This window comes from Aeromonas bestiarum, assembly GCF_000819745.1.
Taxonomy (GTDB): Bacteria; Pseudomonadota; Gammaproteobacteria; order Enterobacterales; family Aeromonadaceae; genus Aeromonas; species Aeromonas bestiarum.
In genome coordinates this window covers 86,178-104,164 of the sequence record NZ_CDDA01000038.1, presented here as the reverse complement: position 1 = coordinate 104,164, position 17,987 = coordinate 86,178, and the positions used below count along the sequence as shown (strand labels likewise).

Sequence of the window (17,987 nt, the reverse complement as noted above, 5' to 3'; positions counted from 1 at the left end):
CCGCGCCCGCAGACAAGGACTCCCCATGGCCACCACCCTCTATGGCATCAAAAACTGCGACACCATCAAGAAAGCCCGCAAGTGGCTGGATGAGGCCGGCATCGACTACCGTTTTCACGACCATCGCGCCGATGGGCTGGATCCCGCTGCGCTGGACAGCTGGCTGGCAAAGCTTGGCTGGGAAGCCTTGCTCAACAGCCGTGGTACCACCTTCCGTGCCCTGCCGGATGAGGCCAAACAGGGGCTCGACACCGCAAAGGCCCGCGCCCTGCTGCTGGAACACCCGGCCATGATCAAGCGCCCCTTGCTCGAGCGGGACGGCGAGCTGACCCTGGGCTTTAAAGCCGATCACTACCAATCCCTCTTCTCTCGTTAAACTTTTCTGTTAAGGAACGCCGATGTCGGATGTCATCGCACTGGCCAAGGATCTGATCCGCCGCCCCTCAGTCACCCCGCTCGATGAAGGGTGCCAGACCCTGATGGCGGAGCGCCTCGCACGCCTGGGTTTCGTCATCGAACCCATGGTGTTTGAAGACACCACCAACCTCTGGGCCCGCCGTGGTAGCGAAGGCCCCCTGTTCTGCTTCGCCGGCCACACAGACGTGGTGCCCGCCGGGCCGCTGGACAAGTGGCACACGCCGCCGTTCGAGCCGACCATACAGGATGGCGTGCTCTACGGTCGCGGCGCCGCCGACATGAAGGGGTCGCTGGCATCCATGGTGGTGGCCACCGAGCGTTTCGTCGCGGCCAATCCGGACCACAAGGGGTCCATCGCCTTTCTCATCACCTCGGATGAGGAGGGACCCTTCATCAATGGCACCACCCGGGTGATAGATACCCTGGAGGCGCGCCACGAGAAGATCCGCTGGTGCATCGTCGGCGAGCCCTCCTCCACCGCCGTGGTGGGAGACGTGGTGAAGAACGGCCGACGCGGCTCCATCACCGGCGATCTGCTGGTGCGCGGGGTGCAGGGCCACGTCGCCTATCCCCATCTGGCGGACAACCCCATCCACAAGGCGGCGCCGGCGCTGACCGAGCTGGCGGCGACGGTATGGGATCAGGGCAATGCCTACTTCCCGCCCACCAGCTTCCAGATTGCCAACATTCAGGGGGGCACTGGCGCCTCCAACGTCATTCCCGGCGAGCTGCAGGTTCAGTTCAACTTCCGTTTCAGCACCCAGCTGACCGACATGGATATTCGCGAGCGGGTCGAGGCGCTGCTGGACAGACATGGGCTGGATTACCAGCTCGACTGGACCCTCTCCGGCCAGCCCTTCCTGACCGACACCGGCGATCTGCTCGATGCCGCCGTCGCGGCCATCGAACAGGTCAATGGCCAGCAACCGGCCCTGCTCACCACCGGCGGCACCTCCGACGGGCGCTTTATCGCCCCCACCGGCGCCGAGGTGATCGAGCTGGGCCCGGTCAACGCCACCATCCACAAGGTGAACGAGTGCGTGAAGGCGGACGATCTGGATCTGCTGGCGGACATGTACCAGGGCATACTGGATCGGTTGCTGGCATGACGCCTATCCAGTGCAGGCTTGCGGGTATTCCACTCAACAACACACAGGATTCGGGATGGGCATGACACAGGATCAACTGTTGGGGCGAGACGAGCACCACCTCATCCTGGTGGGGCGCGGGCCCCATCGTCTGACCGCAGCCACGGCGGCGGCCTTCAACGACATGCAGGTGGCCGCCGCCCATGAGGGGCACAACCTGCAGGCGGCCTCCAGCTGGCGCGGGTTCGACCGTCAGCTCGCCATCTGGAATGGCAAGTGGCGTGGCGAGCGGCCCCTGCTGGATGCCAACAACCAGCCGCTGGATGCCCTGCAACTGAGCGACACAGAGCGGCTGCACGCCATCCTGCGCTGGAGCGCCCTGCCCGGCACCAGTCGTCATCACTGGGGGACGGATCTGGACATCTATGATCCCGACTGCCTGCCTGCAGGCACCAAGCTGGCGCTGGAGCCCTGGGAGTATGAGGAGGGAGGCTGGTTTGCCGATCTGGGCGCCTGGCTTGAGGATCACATGAACGACTTCGGCTTCTTCCTGCCTTATGCCAAACCGGCGGGGGCCGAGAACGGGGTCGCCTACGAACCCTGGCATATCAGCTTCGCGCTGGAGTCCCGCGAACAGCGGCTGGATCCGGATGCGCTGGCGCTTTGCCTGCAACAGGCGGATATTGAAGGCAAGTCGACCATACTGGCCCAGCTTGACGAGATCCTGGCCCGTTATGTCACCCTCTGTCCCGACGCGAGGAATCACTCATGAAGACGGGGCATATTGCAGGAAAATTGACCATGCTGACCCGGCTCGACGAGCTCCTGGTCAGTTATGACGTCACCCTCTGTCTCGATGAAAGGAAAAGCTCATGAGTCTGTGGTTATGGATAGGCCTGCCGCTGTTGTTCCTGCTCGGCCTGTTTCTCAATGCCATCAAGGACATGAAACAGCTTGAGAAACAGCTGCCCAACTACAAGGACAAGATCCGGGAAGTCAAGGACGACGAGGACGACTGACCGCCCTCCCAGCCCGCCAGGGGCGCCACTGTGGCGCCCCTGCTGCTTGTGGGGAGCATGGCCGGCAGGCCGCCCTCAGGCCGTGTCGATTGTGTGAACCGATTCACATTAAGCGGCCCTTTTCTTCACTTGCCCCCCGCTGTTTTCGGCGTAAATGCTCCCGCCACCCGCGCACCGAAAATGTAAAAAACTGCAAATTAATGCACAATTAAGCCACACGGCGCCCAACAAACTGCATATAATGTGCCTGATTTGCATTTTGACAGAAGGAGTTCGCCATTGGATGCCGTCACCATCAACAGTTTCTTTTTAATCGCGGCCTTGTTGGTGGGAGCCAGTGTCCTGTTAAGCGCGCTCTCCTCTCGTCTCGGCATCCCCATTCTGGTGATCTTCCTCGCCGTCGGCATGCTGGCCGGGGAAGATGGCCCGGGCGGCATTCACTTCGCTGACTACTCGGTCGCCTATCTGGTGGGCAACCTGGCGCTCGCCATCATATTGCTCGATGGCGGCATGCGCACCCGGGTCTCCTCGTTTCGGGTGGCGCTCTGGCCGGCACTCTCGCTGGCGACCGTGGGGGTAGCCATCACCACGGGCCTGACCGGCCTCATCGCCGCCTGGCTGTTCGATCTCAGCCTGATGCAGGGCATGCTGATCGGCGCCATCGTCGGCTCCACCGACGCTGCGGCCGTCTTCTCCCTGCTCGGCGGGCGCAGCCTGAACGAGCGGGTCAGCGCCACCCTGGAGATAGAGTCGGGCAGCAACGACCCCATGGCGGTGTTTCTCACCGTGACCCTGATTGAGATCCTCGCCACCCAGCAGCAAGGGCTGGACTGGGGCTTCCTGCTGTTGCAGCTCGGCAAGCAGTTTGGCCTGGGCGCCGGCATAGGTCTTGGCGGCGGCTGGCTGCTGTGGCGCCTCATCAACAGCGCCAGGCTGGCCCCCGGCCTCTATCCGCTGCTCACCGTCAGCGGCGGCCTGCTGATTTTCGCCCTCACCACGGCGGTAGGTGGCAGCGGCATCCTCGCCATCTATCTCACCGGCCTCCTGCTCGGCAACCTCTCCCTGCGCAGCCGCAGCACCACCTTGTCGGTGCTGGATGGCCTGACCTGGCTCAGCCAGATCGGCATGTTCCTGGTGCTGGGACTGCTGGCCACCCCGAGCAACCTGCTGCCCATCGCCCTGCCGGCGCTGGCGCTGGCCATGTGGATGATACTGTTCGCCCGCCCCGTCTCGGTCTGGATTGGCCTGCTGCCGTTCAAGAACTTCGCCCCCCGCGAGCGCTGGTTCATCTCCTGGGTAGGCCTGCGCGGCGCCGTGCCCATCATACTGGCGGTCTTCCCCATGATGGCGGGGCTACCCAACGCCCAGCTCTACTTCAATGTGGCCTTCTTCGTGGTGCTGGTCTCCCTCATATTGCAGGGCAGTTCGCTGCCGCTGGCCTCAAAGCTGGCGCGGGTGGAGGTGCCGGCACCGCCGTCGCCCATCAACCGCTCCGGGCTCGAGATAGATTTGGACAGCCAGTGGGAGACCTTCGTCTATCGCCTCAGCGCCGAAAAGTGGTGCATAGGCTCGCCCCTGCGGGATCTGCGCATGCCCAAAGGGACCCGCATCTGCGCCCTGTTCCGGGATCAGGAGCTGCTGCATCCCTCGGGCAGTACCTGCCTGCAATCCGATGACATCCTCTGCGTCATCGGCCACGAACGGGATCTTCCCGCCCTCGGCCAGCTGTTCAGCCAGGCACCGGAGCAGGATCTGGGCCCCCGCTTCTTCGGCGACTTTCTGCTGGAAGCCGCCGCCAATCTGGTGGATCTGGCCCCGCTCTACGGGCTGGATGTGAGCGAGATGGCGGATCAGACACTTGGCCATTTTATTGCCAACCAGTTGGGCGATAATCTGGTGGTAGGCGACCATTTTGAATGGCAGGGCCTGATCTGGACCGTGGCCGAAATGGAAGAGGGTGAACCCCGCAAGATAGGGGTGCGCTTTCAGGAAGAAGACCCGGTCTGACGCCGCTCGTCCGACCCGTCCTCAGCGAGAAGGGAGTTATCTATGCCTTACCAAACCCTGTTGTCTGGCCTGCAACCCCCTTCGCCCCAGCTGGGATTGATAGAGGGATTCTTCGGCAAGGGCTGGAGCTGGGAAGCCCGCGCCCGCTACGCCCAGTGGCTGCCCCGCCACGGTTACGGCTTCTACATCTATGCCCCGAAAGAAGATGGCTATCTGCGCAAGCACTGGACCCAGCCCTGGCCTGCGGCCCAGCTCGAGGCCCTGCGTCAGCTGGCCCGTCAGTGCCGTGAAAACGGCCTCGCCTTCGGCATAGGCCTGAGCCCCATGGGCGCCCATCACGACTATGCCCGCAAGCGCCCGGCCCTGCTGGAGAAGGTGCGGCTCATCGACGAGGCGCTCCAGCCCGATATACTGGCGGTGCTGTTTGACGACATGAAGGGGGATACCCCGGATCTCGCCCACTGGCAGCTCACCATGGCCCACGACATAGCGGCCCACACCCGCGCCAGCCGCTTGCTGTTCTGTCCCAGCTACTACTCGACGGATCCCGTGCTGGAGAAGGTGTTCGGCGCCATGCCGCCCCACTATCTGACCGATCTGGGCCAGGGGCTGGATCGGCGCATCGACATCTTCTGGACCGGCCCCAAAGTCTGCTCCGGCGAGTACCCGGCCCCGCACCTCAGGCAAGTCACCGACTGGCTGCACCGCAAACCCTTCCTGTGGGACAACTACCCGGTCAACGACGGCAGCAAGGCCAGCAGCTTCCTGCACCTGCGCGCCTTCGAGAACCGCCCCGCCGAGCTGGCAGAACTGGTGGCGGGCCACGCGGTCAACCCCATGAAGCAGGCTGCACTCTCCGTGTTGCCACTGGCCACCCTGCCCATGAGCTACAAGCTCGGCAAGCAGTACGATCCGGACAAGGCGCTGCACGCCTCCCTCAACGCCACCTGCGGCCCGCAGATCTCCGCCATGATCCAGGCCGACCTGCCGCTGTTTCAGGACATAGGGCTGGCCCAGCTCACCCCGGAGCAGATCATCCACCTCAAGACCCGTTACCTGCCGTTCCAGGATCAGGCCTGCGTGCACGAAATCATGCGCTGGCTGGCCGGTGAATATGTGTTCGATCCAGATTGCCTGACTGACTGACGCGGCCCTCCGGGGCCTTGAGGAGATTGCATGGACGCATCCCTGATTTACCAGAACCTGGCGGTGCTCGCCGCCTTCCTGCTGATCTACAGCCTGATCGCGGGCCGATTCGAATCAAAGCTGGTCAACGGCCCGCTGCTGTTTCTGCTGATGGGCTGGCTGCTGGGATCCGGCGGACTGGGTCTGCTCTCCCTCTCCATCAACAGCGACGGCATCAAGCTGCTGGCGGAGCTGACCCTGGTCATAGTGCTGTTCAGCGATGCGGCCAACACCAACTGGCAGGTGCTGGCGGCCCACCGCGCCCTGCCCATGCGGCTGCTGCTCATCGGCCTGCCGCTGACCCTGATCGGCGGCACCCTGTTCGGCCTCTGGCTCTACCCCGACTTGCCGCTGCTGGAGATGGCCATCCTCTCCACCATACTCGCCCCCACAGATGCGGCGCTCGGCAAGGCGGTGGTCAGCAACCCGGCGGTGCCCGCCCCCATACGGGAGGGGCTCAACCAGGAGAGCGGCCTCAACGACGGCATCTGCGTGCCCGTGCTCTTGCTGCTGCTCGCCCTCATAGCCCCCACAGAACAACACGCCGGTACCGGCATGCTGGCGGTCACCTTGCTGCTGGAAGAGATAGGCATAGGTCTGCTGGTGGCCCTGGTGCTCGCCGGCCTCACCATCCGTCTGATCAAGACCTCCTATCTCAATGGCTGGCAGTTGCCACTCTGGCGTCAGCTCACCATGCCGGGGCTGGCCCTGCTCTGTTTCGCGCTGGCCCAGACTCTGGGGGGCAGCGGCTTCATCGCCGCCTTCGTGGGTGGCCTCTTGATCGGCCGCCGGCTGGGGGAGCACAAGCACGCCTACATGGACAGCTGCGAGGGGTATGGGGATCTGCTCTCAGTGGTGATCTGGATGGTGTTCGGCGCCACCCTGATGCCCATGCTGCCGGAGCTGCTGCACTGGCAATACTGGCTCTATGCCGCCGCCAGCCTCACCCTGCTGCGCATGCTGCCGGTCTGGCTAAGCCTGCTGGGCACGGACCTCAAGCCCGAGCTCAAGCTCTTTATCGGCTGGTTCGGACCAAGGGGGCTGGCCAGCATAGTGTTCGCCGTCATGGTGCTGCAGCACGAGCCCGCCCTGTTGGGACAAAAGCCCATCATAGCCACAGTGCTCTGCACCATCATCCTCAGCGTCATACTGCACGGCATCAGCGCCAACCCCTGGGTCAGGCGCTTCAAAGCCACATAACTCCCCGGGCCCGGCACCACGGCGAGACCGGCGCCATCGGGCCGAGCAGCAGTGCAGGGTGCAGGGTGCAGGGTGCAGGGTGCAGGGTGCAGGGTGCAGCAGAATACGATGGCTCGCTTGAATCGCCCGCCCCCACAACATAAAAACCCCCGGCACTGGCCGGGGGTTTTTATGTTGTTGTCACAGCAGGAAGAGAGCCGGCTCACCAAGCCCGTATGTTCACACCCGTCGTTGCCAACAGGTTAAAACGCCACCCTCATACCCGGCCCTATCACGACTGGCCATTGTCATCCGTGGCCCGGTAAACCAGGATGCCCGGCTTGCTCTTCACATATTCGAGGAAGGGCGAATCCACCACCTTCATATTCGTCGAGACAGACGAGGCATTGCGCAGGACGGGGCCATTCTCACCGCGAATGAAGATGCCGGTATGGGTCACATCCAGACCGGCAATATTGGTATAGATGCCGATATAATCGCCATCCTCCAGCAGACTCAAGGTATCTTCATCCACGCGATCACCCGGAATATAGCTGATGTCGCGGTTCTTCACTCCCAACCCGGGAATATAGTGGCCACCATCCTCTTTCTGATTCAGTATTTTGGGGGCCGTCACGACATAATTTCCCACCAGATGGGTCACGTCGCTGACCTTATTGCCACCATGTACCCAGTCAGAAAAAAAGTGCTTTCTAGTCAGATAGTTGACTTCACCATTTACGTAACGAGTGTACATGACGTTCTCAATGAAATTATGCACACTCGTTGAGTGCCGCAGTGACTCAACGTAATCCAGATAGGTGAAGCAATCCAGCTCACCAAAATCCACCACCAGTTTCTCTTGTGTATCACTCGATCCCACCAGCCGATTGGCAACATAGGGATTCTCCAGAAACAGGCGGGAGAAATCCTTTATTGACTGGCCTGGGGTGCCGCCCTGATGCTGAGCAAACATGTCAATGAGTTGCTGTTCCTCTATATTGTAAAAATCCAGGTTTTTTCCATTGTCGGCCGCTGCCACACCCGAAAAAGTGAGTAACGCGGCGCCTATTAACATCATCATCCATTACCATCCTTGACCAAAAATATAAAACTTGGATTGCCCGGATCATCATCACATGTAAAGCACATGCATCTAATGCCATTCGAGACTGATGAAATAGTCGCCGATTGAAAACAAAAAAAATGTAAGCAAATGTACCTGCTCCCCACCTGACAGGACCCTTGCCCACCAAATGACACAGCCCCGGCACTGCCGGGGCTGCTTTATTTCCGTCTGGGCGGTGTCTGCGGCTCGGTCTCTACAAGAGGGGCCTCATATCAACCCAGTGCCAGCCAGACACCGACACCAAACATCAGGGAGCCGGCGATCCGGTTCATCAGGGTGACGTTGCCGCTCTTGGCAAGGAAGTGGCGCAGGGTGCGGCCACCGCTGGCGTAGAGCAGCAGGCAGGAGAACTCTATGACCAGGATCAGCGCCACCAGGGCGCTGATCTGGGGGGCCATCGGCTTGGCCGCATTGATGAAGGGGGGCAGCAGGGAGACCATGAAGGCCCAGCCCTTGGGGTTGGCAATGGCGGTGACGAAACCCTGCATGGCCAGCCCCAGGGGGCGCGTCTCCTGCCCGGCCGAGAGATCCGCCGGTATGGCCATCTTGCCTTTGGCCTGCCACATCTGGATGCCGAGCCAGATGAGGTAGGCGCCACCCACGTATTTGAAGGCGGAGAAGAGCGCCGGATAGTTGAGCATGACGGCCGCCACCCCGATCACCGACAGCACTGAGACCAGCCCCACCCCGATGAGCTCCCCCCACATCATGTGCAAGGTGCGACGCACCCCCAGGCTCATGCCGAGGGTCATCGCCAGGGTCATGCACATGCCGGGGGTGACGGAGACAAAGAAAAACGTGGGAATAAACAGCGCCAGAATAGCGGGATCAATCCAGTCGGACACGCGACACCTCCATGGTAACAATCTTGTGATCTTGCCTATCACACTCTTTTCACACAAGAAAAACCTTTTCGTTCAGCACGATTTCAGCCATAAAAACCCTGTGACAACCTTTGTCGCGTCTGTGTAAGATGCCGCCTCACTCCTCTTTTGGGTTAGGACCTTTCATGTCATTGAATAACCTGTCTATCCGTTTTCAAGTTCTCATACCGCTTCTGCTCGCCAGCCTGTTGATGATCCTCATGGCCGGGATCAGCAAGCAGGAGATAGACGGCGCCATTGCGGACATGAACCAGACCACAGCCAGCGTGACTCGCCACAAGGACGACATCGCCACCCTGATCCACGCCACCTACCGGATGCGTACCAACGCCATCTATGGCCTCTACGATCAGCAGCGCTTCGCCCAGTTGCCGAGCGTTCTGACGGCGGCCGAGCAGGAGATAGGGGCCATACTGGCCCGACTGGCGATCGCCGGCGCCGAGCAGGACAACAGCCAGGTGACCGCCGCCCTGCAGGCCTATCTCGGCCACACCCGCAACAACATGCTGCCGCTGCTGGCCCAGAAATATCAGGGGGCTGGCGATCCCGCCGCCTACGAGCAGTCCCGGCTGCGCTTTCGCGAGCTGGGTGAACAGCTGATCAAGCAGATAGATACCATGTCGGCCCACGTCAACCAGCTGATCCAGGCCGAAATCGCCGAGGAGGAGGCGCACTACCACGCCACCCTGCTGCGTACCCTGCTGTTGATGAGCGCTACCCTGATCGCGGCCCTGCTCGGCGGCTGGTGGTTGTCCGGCCGGATAGTGCGTCCCATAGGCCAGCTGCAGGAGGTGATGCGCGCCGTCGCCCAGGGCCGTTTCAACGTTCGGGCCGCCGCCGAGGGCGACAACGAGCTGAGCCAGCTGGCCAGGGACATCAACCAGACCCTGACTCAGCTGGGCAGCACACTGCATACCCTGACCGGCATCAGCGGCAACGTGGCCTCCGCCGCCACCGAGCTGGCCGCCGTCATGACCCAGTCAGAGGCCAATGCCCAGCAGCAGCGCAGCGAAACCGAACAGGTGGCCTCCGCCGTGACCGAGCTGGCCAGCACGGCCGACAACGTCAATCACAACGCGGCCCTGGCCGACGAACTGGCGCGGGATGCCAACGACAGGGTCGAGCAGGGCTTGGCACTGTTTGCCGAGAGCATCCAGGCCAACAGCCGCATGGCGGGCAGTCTGGAGAACGCCGCCGCCGTGGTGGCACGGCTCAAGTCCCAGTCCGAGCAGATCGGCAAGGTGATCGAGGTCATTCAGAGCATCTCGGAGCAGACCAATCTGCTGGCGCTGAATGCCGCCATCGAGGCCGCTCGCGCCGGTGAAACTGGCCGTGGCTTTGCGGTGGTGGCCGACGAGGTACGCCTGCTGGCGGCCCGTACCCAGGACTCCACCAAGGAGATCCAGGCCATCATAGAGCAGTTGCAGAGCCAGTCCCTGTCAGCCAACAGCGGCATGCAGGAGACCCTCTCCATACTGGCGCACAACCAGCAGCTTTCCGGCGAGGTACAGGCGCTGCTCGGCGGCATCACGGAGGCGGTCAACCAGATCAACGGCGCCAATGCCCAGGTCGCCACCGCCGCCGAGGAGCAGTCCTGCGTCACCGCCGACATCAATCGCAACATCACCAACATCCACGAGATAGTGAACCAGAGTGCGGCCGGCATCAGCCAGAGCGCCGCCGCCAGTCACGAACTGTCACAGCTCGCCGAACAGCAGCGCAAGCAGCTGACCCAGTTCCAGTTGTAATGGCTGAGTTATCACGTCAAACGAAGGCTCCGCTCGCGGGGCCTTAGTGTTAATGGCGCTGCCGACTTGTTATTGTTTTAAACGGTCTTTTTTATGAAGTGGCTTCATTAGGGGCTGGGCTACCCCACCAAATGTGAGTATGGTAGAGGCACGTCACTCCCCCTCACATGAGATCACCATGAAGCTGAAATTCAAGAAACCGGCCTTCATCGGCCTGGGCCTCATCGCCCTCGTCTCCGCCATCTGGCTCGACTTCTATCTGCCGGAACACACCATAGCCACCATCACGGGCGTCGAGGTGAAACGCACCGACAAGGATGGCCCCATCAGCCAGAAAAACCCGGCCGACGGTCCCACCACAGACGTCTACTACATCTATACCGAGCGGCCCGGCGAGAAGATCCGCGTGTTTCGCAACGAGGACACAGAGTGGGGCTGGCCCTTCTACTTCAAGTTCAATGCCGCCGACGTGCAGGCCAAGGCCAAGTCCATGGAGTTCGAGAAGCGTCTGGCCATCATCACCTCCTACGGCTGGCGCGTGAACATGTTCTCCATGTTCCCCAACGTCACCAAGATCGAGAGCACTCAGCCTGACGCCTCCACCTGGAGCTTCTTCCGCTGGTTCTGGTTCGGCCTCTGGGCACTGGTGATGGGCAAGGCGGCGCTGGCGACCTGGCGCTACTTCGACCGGCTTGAGGACGAGATATGACAGAGCCGAGCAAGACTCGCACCAGCTTCTACCGACGACTCTACGTGGCCTGGCTGATAAGTCAGGGCACAGACACAATCCCGGCCATCATGGCCGCCACCGGCATGCCCAGGCGCACGGCCCAGGACACGCTCAGTGCCCTAGCGGAGCTGGACATCAGCTGCGGTTTCGAGCAGACCGAGGGGGCGCGTCACCTGCAGGGGCACTATCGCATCGGCGACTGGGGGCCCATCAATCCTGCCTGGATCGAGGCGCAACTGCCCGTGATCAAGCAGACCCTGGGTTATCCATAAATACTGACGGGGCACTATCGCTCGGCGACTGGGGGATGCCCGTGATCAAGCAGACGCCGGGTTATCCCGGATCCCGACGAGGGGACGATGAACAGGGGCCAGCCGATGAGGCTGGCCCCTGCTTTTTTATGTCGGAAGGACGGTCAAGACTCTGGAGATGGCGGGAGGCTTATTCCGGGAAGGGCTCTTCCGGCATCGGCTCCTGGGTCTCACCCTGGGTGCAGTCTATGATGGATCGCTTGGGGTTGTTGGGGTCGCGCAGCAGCAAGGGGGCCAGCCCCTCGTTGTGCTTCTGCTCGTCGGAGAACTCGCTGCCATAGGCGTTGTGGGTCAGCCTTCGCGCATTGGCGATGGGGGTGTCCACGAACAGGGCATGCACCTCGAAGGTGGACGAGGGGATGAGAAAGCCGCTGATGGGCAGGCCATGCAGCTCCTGGCGGGTCTTGTACCAGGCAAACCCGTCCGTCACCTTGTAGGGGGTGAAGTTTTTGAGCTGAGGGTGGGCCGGCTCGCCGGTCTCGCTGTCGAGATAGAGATCATCGAGCTCGCAGGTCGCCAGCCCCTGCCACATAGATTCAAACGGCGTGGAGCAGGCCGTCAGTTGCAACCCGGCCAGCAGTGCCAGCGACGCTTTGTACATTTCCCGTCCCTTCTCTCAATAGTGCAATGGCGGTCAGCCAAACGCCCGCAGTCGCTCGACCAGCAGGTCGATGAAACCCGAACGATCCAGTCCCAGCAGCACCAGCGCATTGGCCGCTTTGCCGGTCAAGCCATAGCGATCCACCACCGTCATGCCGGTGGTATGGGTGCCACTGGTTTCGATATCGACCCGGCACTCGACCCCGTGGAACAGCTCGGGGGCCAGCAACCAGGCAATGGTACAGGGGTCGTGCAGCGGCGCGCCAGCAAATCCCCACTTGGGATCCCTGTGGTAGATCATGAAGAAGTCGAGCAGACCGGCCACGCACTGGGCCACCGGATTGGCGATGGCGCGCACCCGCGCTATGTCCTCGTCCATCACCTGAGCCTCGTGGGTCACATCCAGCCCGCACATAGTGATGGGGATGCCGGACTTGAACACCATATCGGCCGCTTGTGGGTCCACATAAATATTGAATTCCGCCGCCGGGGTCCAGTTGCCCGCCCCCGCCGCGCCGCCCATCAGCACGATGCGGGCAATCCTGGATTTCAACTCAGGATGGGCCGCCAACAGCAGGGCGATATTGGTCAGCGGCCCGGTCGGCACCAGCGTCACCGGCTCCGGGCTCTCGCGCAGGCACTTGGCCATCAATTCGAGACCCGTCATGGCTTGCGGGGCAAAGGCAGGATCCGGCAGCTTGGGGCCATCGAGGCCCGACTCGCCGTGGACGTTGTCGGCTATAATAAGCTCGCGCATCAGCGGTTTGGGTGCCCCCGCCGCTACCGGGATGTCGTCACGCCCGAGCAGGGTCAGGATGCGCAGGGCATTGTTGAGGGTCTTGTCCGGCGTCTGGTTGCCCGCACTGGTGGTGACCGCCAGCACCTTGAGCTCGGGACTGGCCAGCGCCAGTATGAGGGCGATGGCATCATCGTGGCCGGGATCACAATCGAGAATAACGGGCAACGCCATGGACAGACTCCTTACAACATGACAGGGAGCCATACCTTAACAAGCAAGCCCCGGATGAACTCGGGAAGGGGTCACAAAACGGTGCCCTTCTCGCGTTTCAAACCATTGCGTCATCAAGCTGTTGAACGAATGACCCCCTCCCATCACACGGCGCAAGCAGCCGATTCGCCCCGCGCAGCCGGTTCGAGTATGATCGCCCCCCGTTTCCAGCCCGTGTGCCCTATGTCCGTCATCGTCGATACCTTCATCGCCCCGCCCTGCGAGGCTGTCATCGAGATCCTGTTTGAGGATGAGCACCTGTTGCTGATCAACAAGCCGAGCGGCCTGCTCAGCCTGTCGGGCAAGAACCCGCAGAACCTCGACTCGGTCCATTACCGGCTGGTGCAGGACTATCCCGGCTGCACCCTGGTGCACCGCCTCGATTTTGGCACTTCTGGCATCATGGTGGTGGCCAGAAACAAGGCCATCAACGCCCTGCTGTGCCAGCAGTTCAGCCAGCGGGCGGTAAGCAAGGCCTACAGCGCCCTGCTGTGCGGCCATCTGGTCGACGATGAGGGGGTGATCGATGCCCCCATCGCCAAGGATCCGGCTCTCTTCCCGCTGATGACCATCTGCGCCGCCAGCGGCAAGCCCGCCCGCTCCCGCTATCGGGTCATTGAGCGGCTGGCGCAGCAGATGCAAGGTCAGGCAGTGCCTTTGACCCGCGTGCGACTGGTGCCGGAAACCGGCCGTACCCATCAGCTGCGGATCCACTGCCAGCTGCTGGGCCACCCCATACTCGGCTGCGATCTCTACGGCGGTCTTGCGTTGCCAGGCACAGCGCAGGCGCCACGGCTGATGCTGCATGCCAGCGAGCTGGATTTGCTGCATCCGGTGAGCGGCGAGCCGATGGCGGTCAGATGTGCCAGCCCCTTCTAGCGAGACGTGGCATCAAGCTGTGGTGTGATAACAGGCGAAGGGAACAACAGAGGGAACAGAGGCACAACAGGGGAAAACGGGGCAAACGGCAGATAAAAGATAGGGGCCGTGCTTTCGCAACGGCCCCCACCCCCCACTCGGTGTGGCTATCAGATCAGCTTGCGGGCGGCGCCCAGCACGATCTTGATGGCATCAGATTCGGTTTTCGCCATGGTTTCGGCGTTCGGGATTTCCTGCTGGGTACGGTTGACTATGACACCGGCAACCATGCCGGCACGCAGGCCCTGGCTGGTGCACATGGTCAGCAGGGTTGCAGATTCCATCTCATAGTTCAGCACGCCCATGGCTTGCCACTCTTTCATGGAACCCTGGAAACGGCTCACTACGCGGCCGGATACTGTGTCGTAACGCTCTTGACCCGGGTAGAAAGTATCGGAAGAGGCAGTTACACCGATGTGCAGCTTGGAGCCCATCTCTTTGGCCGTGTTGACCAGCGCTGTGGTGCAGTCGAAGTCGGCTACGGCCGGGAACTCCATCGGTGCAAAGTGCAGGCTGGCACCGTCAAGGCGCACGGAACCGGTAGTGACGATCACGTCGCCCACGTTCAGGTGCGGCTGGATAGCGCCCGTGGTGCCGATGCGCAGGAAGGTGCGGATGCCCAGCTGGGCCAGCTCTTCTACCGCGATGGAGGTGGACGGGCCACCGATACCGGTAGAGCAGATGATCACGGCCTTGCCGTCCATCTCGCCGCGCCAGGTAGTGAACTCACGATGGCTGGCCAGGTGCACCGGGTTATCCAACAGCTCTGCGATACGCTTTACACGCTCGGGGTCACCGGGGACGATCGCCAAGGTGGCGCCTTGCAGATCCGCTTTCTTCAAACCCAAGTGAAATACATCAGACATAGTGGACTCCTGGTTGCCCCCTGCCAGCATGGTCAGGGCGCAAGTTAAGATGATTCTTTATGATACTTTCAAGCCTTTACCCCCCTCTCTGGGGAGGCGCCAACTATGGTCGAAAGCGCTTTCCAATTCCTTGAAGCTCCTCACACTTCCACGCATTGACAGTGACAAATCCCGTGCAAAACGTTTGCTAACTTGATGAATTTCTTGAAAAACGTTTTTCTGCCAAAGGAGTGGTATCCGGCCTTGTCAATCCCTGTCACGCCCCGGTTTATCGGTACGTGATCGAGTCCATAAAGTTGCAAACAGGATACCCTTGACCCCTTTTCATCCCCACTGACGATGCTATGTTGGCGCCCGTATACCACTTAATGGCTAATAATACGGAGTCCATCATGGCGACATTCAAGTTCTACATTCCCGCAATCAACCTGATGGGAGCTGGCTGCCTGCAAGAAGCGGCAGCCGATATCCAGGGTTATGGCTATCGCAAGGCGCTGATCGTCACCGACAAGATCCTGGGCCAGATCGGCGTGGTCGCCAGGCTCACCACCCTCTTGGCAGAACATGGCATTGAAAGCGTGGTTTTCGATGAAACCAGGCCCAACCCCACCATGACCAACGTCGAATCGGGTCTGGGGATGATCAAGGCCAACGGCTGCGACTGCGTCATCTCGCTGGGGGGCGGCTCGCCCCACGACTGCGCCAAGGGCATAGCCCTGGTGGCTGCCAACGGCGGCAACATCCAGGATTACGAAGGGGTGGATCGCTCCGCCAAGCCGCAGCTGCCGCTCATCGCCATCAACACCACAGCCGGCACCGCCTCCGAGATGACACGTTTTTGCATCATCACAGACGAGGCCCGCCAGGTGAAGATGGCCATCATAGACAAGCACGTCACCCCGCTGATGTCGGTCAACGATCCCGAGCTGATGCTGGCCAAGCCGGCCGGCCTCACCGCCGCTACCGGCATGGATGCCCTGACCCACGCCATCGAGGCCTATGTCTCCACCATCGCCACCCCGGTGACCGATGCCAGCGCCATCATGGCCATCCAGCTCATCGCCAGGCACCTGCGTACCGCGGTCAATCAGGGCGATGACCTGCACGCCCGCGAGCAGATGGCCTATGCCCAGTTCCTGGCCGGCATGGCCTTCAACAACGCAAGCCTGGGTTATGTGCACGCCATGGCGCACCAGCTGGGCGGCTTCTATGACCTGCCCCACGGGGTGTGCAACGCCGTGCTGCTGCCCCACGTACAGGCCTACAACGCCCAGGTGTGCGCCGGCCGGCTCAAGGATGTGGCCCGTCACATGGGGGTGGACGTGAGCGCCATGAATGACGAGCAAGGGGCCGCCGCCGCCATTGCCGCCATCCAGCAGCTGGCGCGCGACGTCAAGATCCCGGCCGGGCTGGAGCAACTCGGCGTCAAGGCCGACGACTTCAACCTGCTGGCCGAGAACGCCCTGAAAGACGCCTGCGGCTTCACCAACCCGAAACAGGCGAGCCACGACGAGATAGTCGCCATCTTCCGCGCCGCCATGTAAACCGCCACCAGGCAGAAAGGGTCGCACGGCGGCCCTTTTTATTGGCTGATGGATCAATGGCTTTTTACTTCCGCAGAGGGAGCCGGTATGATTTGCCGAGCTTAAAAAGACTTGAATGGATGATCTGAACTCGATATGCGGATGAAACACCTGATTGCCGCGGCCCTGACCGCCCTCACCCTGTCCGGTTGCAGCCTGGTCTATCGCATCGATATTCCCCAGGGCAACTATGTGGAACAAAAACAGGTCGACAAACTGCGCCAGGGCATGACCCGCGAACAGGTCGAGTTCGTGCTGGGTTCCGCCATGCTGCGCGATGGCTTTGACCCGAACACCTGGTATTACCTCTATGAATTCCAGCCGGGTCGCGGCGAGAAGGAGCGCAAGGAGCTCACCCTGACCTTTACCAACGACAGATTGGCCACGGTCACCGGCGACTTTCCGTTGCCAGCGGCCTTCCACACCCCGCTCTGATCGCATTCACAAAACCGGCCCCGCGCCGGTTTTGTTTTATTTGGCCACCGCCATCCCATCTTAGCGAGGAAGCCTCCATGCACCAGCCCAAGAATCCCCATACCCACGGACGACTCGCTGGCAAGATCTTGGCGGCCCTCGTTGAACTGGGGAGGCACGCATGAGCCAGATCCTGATCGCCGGGGCCAGCGGGTTGATCGGCCGGGAGCTGCTCCGTCAGCTCGACCCCGCCCACTCACTGACCCTGCTCTGTCGCAAGGCAGGTGATCCCCGGCCCCAGCATCACTGGCTGCCGGCCGACTTCGAACGCCTCGACGAGGTTTCGCTGCCCGGCCCCATCGACATCGCCTTCTGCTGCCTAGGCACCACCCGCAAGCAGGCGGGGTCCGACGAGGCGTTTCGCCGGGTCGATCACGACTATGTGCTGGCCTTCGCGGCACTCGCTCGCCGCCACGGCTGCCAACGTCTGATCGTCGTCTCGAGTCTGGGGGCCAATCCAGGCTCGCCGGCTCTCTATCCGCGCACCAAGGGGCAGATGGAGCAGGCATTGCTGGCGCAAGCCTGGCCACGGCTCGCCATAGTGCGCCCTGCCATGCTGCTCGGCAATCGCCAGCCACCGCGCCTGTCGGAGCAGTGTTTCCAGGCTGTCTATCCGCTGCTGCGCCCCCTGCTGGTTGGCAAGTTACGCCGCTGGCGCGCCATCGAGGCCGGCCAGGTGGCCCATGCCATGATAGTGCTCAGCCAGCAGGAGAGTGGCGTCGAGGTGGTGGAAAACGAGCGGCTGCACGGGATCTGACAGCGCTTTGCCGCTGAAACGAGCTGACGGCGGCTCAACAGAAAAGCAGATCAAAAAAGGCGCCAAGGCGCCTTTTTCATTCC

The 17,987-nt window shown here is 61.8% G+C and carries 19 protein-coding genes; 14 read left to right on the top strand and 5 right to left on the bottom strand.

Going from position 1 to position 17,987, the window contains the following annotated elements; all coding sequences use genetic code 11:
- The first annotated feature begins 25 nt into the window (after window positions 1-25).
- From BN1118_RS19800 to BN1118_RS19775, 7 genes are all read left to right on the top strand, one after another.
- Window positions 26-376: an ArsC family reductase gene (locus tag BN1118_RS19800; RefSeq protein ID WP_043140968.1), complete on the top strand. Its 351-nt coding sequence runs from the start codon at window positions 26-28 to the stop codon at window positions 374-376.
- A 22-nt stretch (window positions 377-398) separates the two neighbouring features.
- The gene (gene dapE, locus BN1118_RS19795; RefSeq protein WP_043140970.1) at window positions 399-1,526 is read left to right on the top strand and encodes a succinyl-diaminopimelate desuccinylase; all 1,128 of its coding nucleotides are present in this window, start codon (window positions 399-401) and stop codon (window positions 1,524-1,526) included.
- 61 nt (window positions 1,527-1,587) lie between these two features.
- The gene (locus BN1118_RS19790; protein WP_043140997.1) at window positions 1,588-2,277 is read left to right on the top strand and encodes a M15 family metallopeptidase; all 690 of its coding nucleotides are present in this window, start codon (window positions 1,588-1,590) and stop codon (window positions 2,275-2,277) included.
- Between the two features lie 100 nt (window positions 2,278-2,377).
- Window positions 2,378-2,524, top strand: a complete 147-nt coding sequence (locus BN1118_RS21975) for a hypothetical protein (protein WP_098984538.1) — start codon at window positions 2,378-2,380, stop codon at window positions 2,522-2,524.
- A 279-nt stretch (window positions 2,525-2,803) separates the two neighbouring features.
- Window positions 2,804-4,531: a potassium/proton antiporter gene (locus BN1118_RS19785; protein WP_043140972.1), complete on the top strand. Its 1,728-nt coding sequence runs from the start codon at window positions 2,804-2,806 to the stop codon at window positions 4,529-4,531.
- 42 nt (window positions 4,532-4,573) lie between these two features.
- Window positions 4,574-5,677: a beta-N-acetylglucosaminidase domain-containing protein gene (locus BN1118_RS19780; RefSeq protein ID WP_043557628.1), complete on the top strand. Its 1,104-nt coding sequence runs from the start codon at window positions 4,574-4,576 to the stop codon at window positions 5,675-5,677.
- 30 nt (window positions 5,678-5,707) lie between these two features.
- The gene (locus BN1118_RS19775; protein ID WP_043557627.1) at window positions 5,708-6,916 is read left to right on the top strand and encodes a cation:proton antiporter; all 1,209 of its coding nucleotides are present in this window, start codon (window positions 5,708-5,710) and stop codon (window positions 6,914-6,916) included.
- 271 nt (window positions 6,917-7,187) lie between these two features.
- Here BN1118_RS19775 and BN1118_RS19770 read toward each other — a convergent pair whose 3' ends face one another.
- Entirely contained in the window at window positions 7,188-7,979 is a 792-nt protein-coding gene (locus tag BN1118_RS19770; RefSeq protein WP_043557626.1) for a DUF1460 domain-containing protein, read from the bottom strand.
- Window positions 7,980-8,236: 257 nt separating this feature from the next.
- Window positions 8,237-8,869, bottom strand: coding sequence for a LysE family translocator (locus BN1118_RS19765; protein WP_043557625.1), 633 nt, complete (start codon window positions 8,867-8,869; stop codon window positions 8,237-8,239).
- A 164-nt stretch (window positions 8,870-9,033) separates the two neighbouring features.
- On the opposite strand from BN1118_RS19765, the gene BN1118_RS19760 reads away from it, so the two are divergent.
- The 3 genes from BN1118_RS19760 (at window position 9,034) to BN1118_RS19750 (ending at window position 11,658) form a co-directional block, all read left to right on the top strand.
- The gene (locus BN1118_RS19760; protein WP_043557624.1) at window positions 9,034-10,656 is read left to right on the top strand and encodes a methyl-accepting chemotaxis protein; all 1,623 of its coding nucleotides are present in this window, start codon (window positions 9,034-9,036) and stop codon (window positions 10,654-10,656) included.
- A gap of 178 nt (window positions 10,657-10,834) precedes the next feature.
- Window positions 10,835-11,365 carry a DUF1523 family protein gene (locus BN1118_RS19755; protein WP_043140986.1) on the top strand — a complete coding sequence of 177 codons (531 nt, stop codon included), beginning with the start codon at window positions 10,835-10,837 and terminating at the stop codon, window positions 11,363-11,365.
- Window positions 11,362-11,658, top strand: a complete 297-nt coding sequence (locus BN1118_RS19750) for a winged helix-turn-helix domain-containing protein (RefSeq protein WP_043557623.1) — start codon at window positions 11,362-11,364, stop codon at window positions 11,656-11,658. The genes BN1118_RS19755 and BN1118_RS19750 overlap by 4 nt, the downstream gene beginning before the upstream one ends.
- A gap of 169 nt (window positions 11,659-11,827) precedes the next feature.
- Here BN1118_RS19750 and BN1118_RS19745 read toward each other — a convergent pair whose 3' ends face one another.
- Window positions 11,828-12,298 carry a hypothetical protein gene (locus BN1118_RS19745; protein WP_043557622.1) on the bottom strand — a complete coding sequence of 157 codons (471 nt, stop codon included), beginning with the start codon at window positions 12,296-12,298 and terminating at the stop codon, window positions 11,828-11,830.
- Between the two features lie 33 nt (window positions 12,299-12,331).
- The gene (gene rihA, locus BN1118_RS19740; RefSeq protein WP_043557621.1) at window positions 12,332-13,267 is read right to left on the bottom strand and encodes a pyrimidine-specific ribonucleoside hydrolase RihA; all 936 of its coding nucleotides are present in this window, start codon (window positions 13,265-13,267) and stop codon (window positions 12,332-12,334) included.
- 189 nt (window positions 13,268-13,456) lie between these two features.
- Between rihA and BN1118_RS19735 the strand changes: the two genes are divergently transcribed.
- Window positions 13,457-14,185 (top strand): RluA family pseudouridine synthase, encoded by a 729-nt coding sequence (locus tag BN1118_RS19735; protein WP_205619618.1) that lies wholly within the window; start codon window positions 13,457-13,459, stop codon window positions 14,183-14,185.
- 149 nt (window positions 14,186-14,334) lie between these two features.
- On the opposite strand, the gene udp is transcribed toward BN1118_RS19735, so the two are convergent.
- The gene (gene udp / locus BN1118_RS19730; RefSeq protein ID WP_042080287.1) at window positions 14,335-15,090 is read right to left on the bottom strand and encodes a uridine phosphorylase; all 756 of its coding nucleotides are present in this window, start codon (window positions 15,088-15,090) and stop codon (window positions 14,335-14,337) included.
- A gap of 392 nt (window positions 15,091-15,482) precedes the next feature.
- Between udp and yiaY the strand changes: the two genes are divergently transcribed.
- The 3 genes from yiaY to BN1118_RS19715 all read left to right on the top strand — a co-directional run bounded on the left by yiaY (window position 15,483) and on the right by BN1118_RS19715 (window position 17,904).
- The gene (gene yiaY, locus BN1118_RS19725) at window positions 15,483-16,634 is read left to right on the top strand and encodes an L-threonine dehydrogenase (RefSeq protein ID WP_043557620.1); all 1,152 of its coding nucleotides are present in this window, start codon (window positions 15,483-15,485) and stop codon (window positions 16,632-16,634) included.
- A gap of 135 nt (window positions 16,635-16,769) precedes the next feature.
- A complete protein-coding gene (locus BN1118_RS19720; protein ID WP_043557619.1) occupies window positions 16,770-17,108 on the top strand; it encodes an outer membrane protein assembly factor BamE in 339 nt (112 codons plus the stop codon).
- A gap of 160 nt (window positions 17,109-17,268) precedes the next feature.
- On the top strand, window positions 17,269-17,904 hold the full coding sequence (locus BN1118_RS19715) for an NAD(P)H-binding protein (RefSeq protein WP_043138238.1): 636 nt from the start codon (window positions 17,269-17,271) through the stop codon (window positions 17,902-17,904).
- Window positions 17,905-17,987 lie beyond the last annotated feature (83 nt).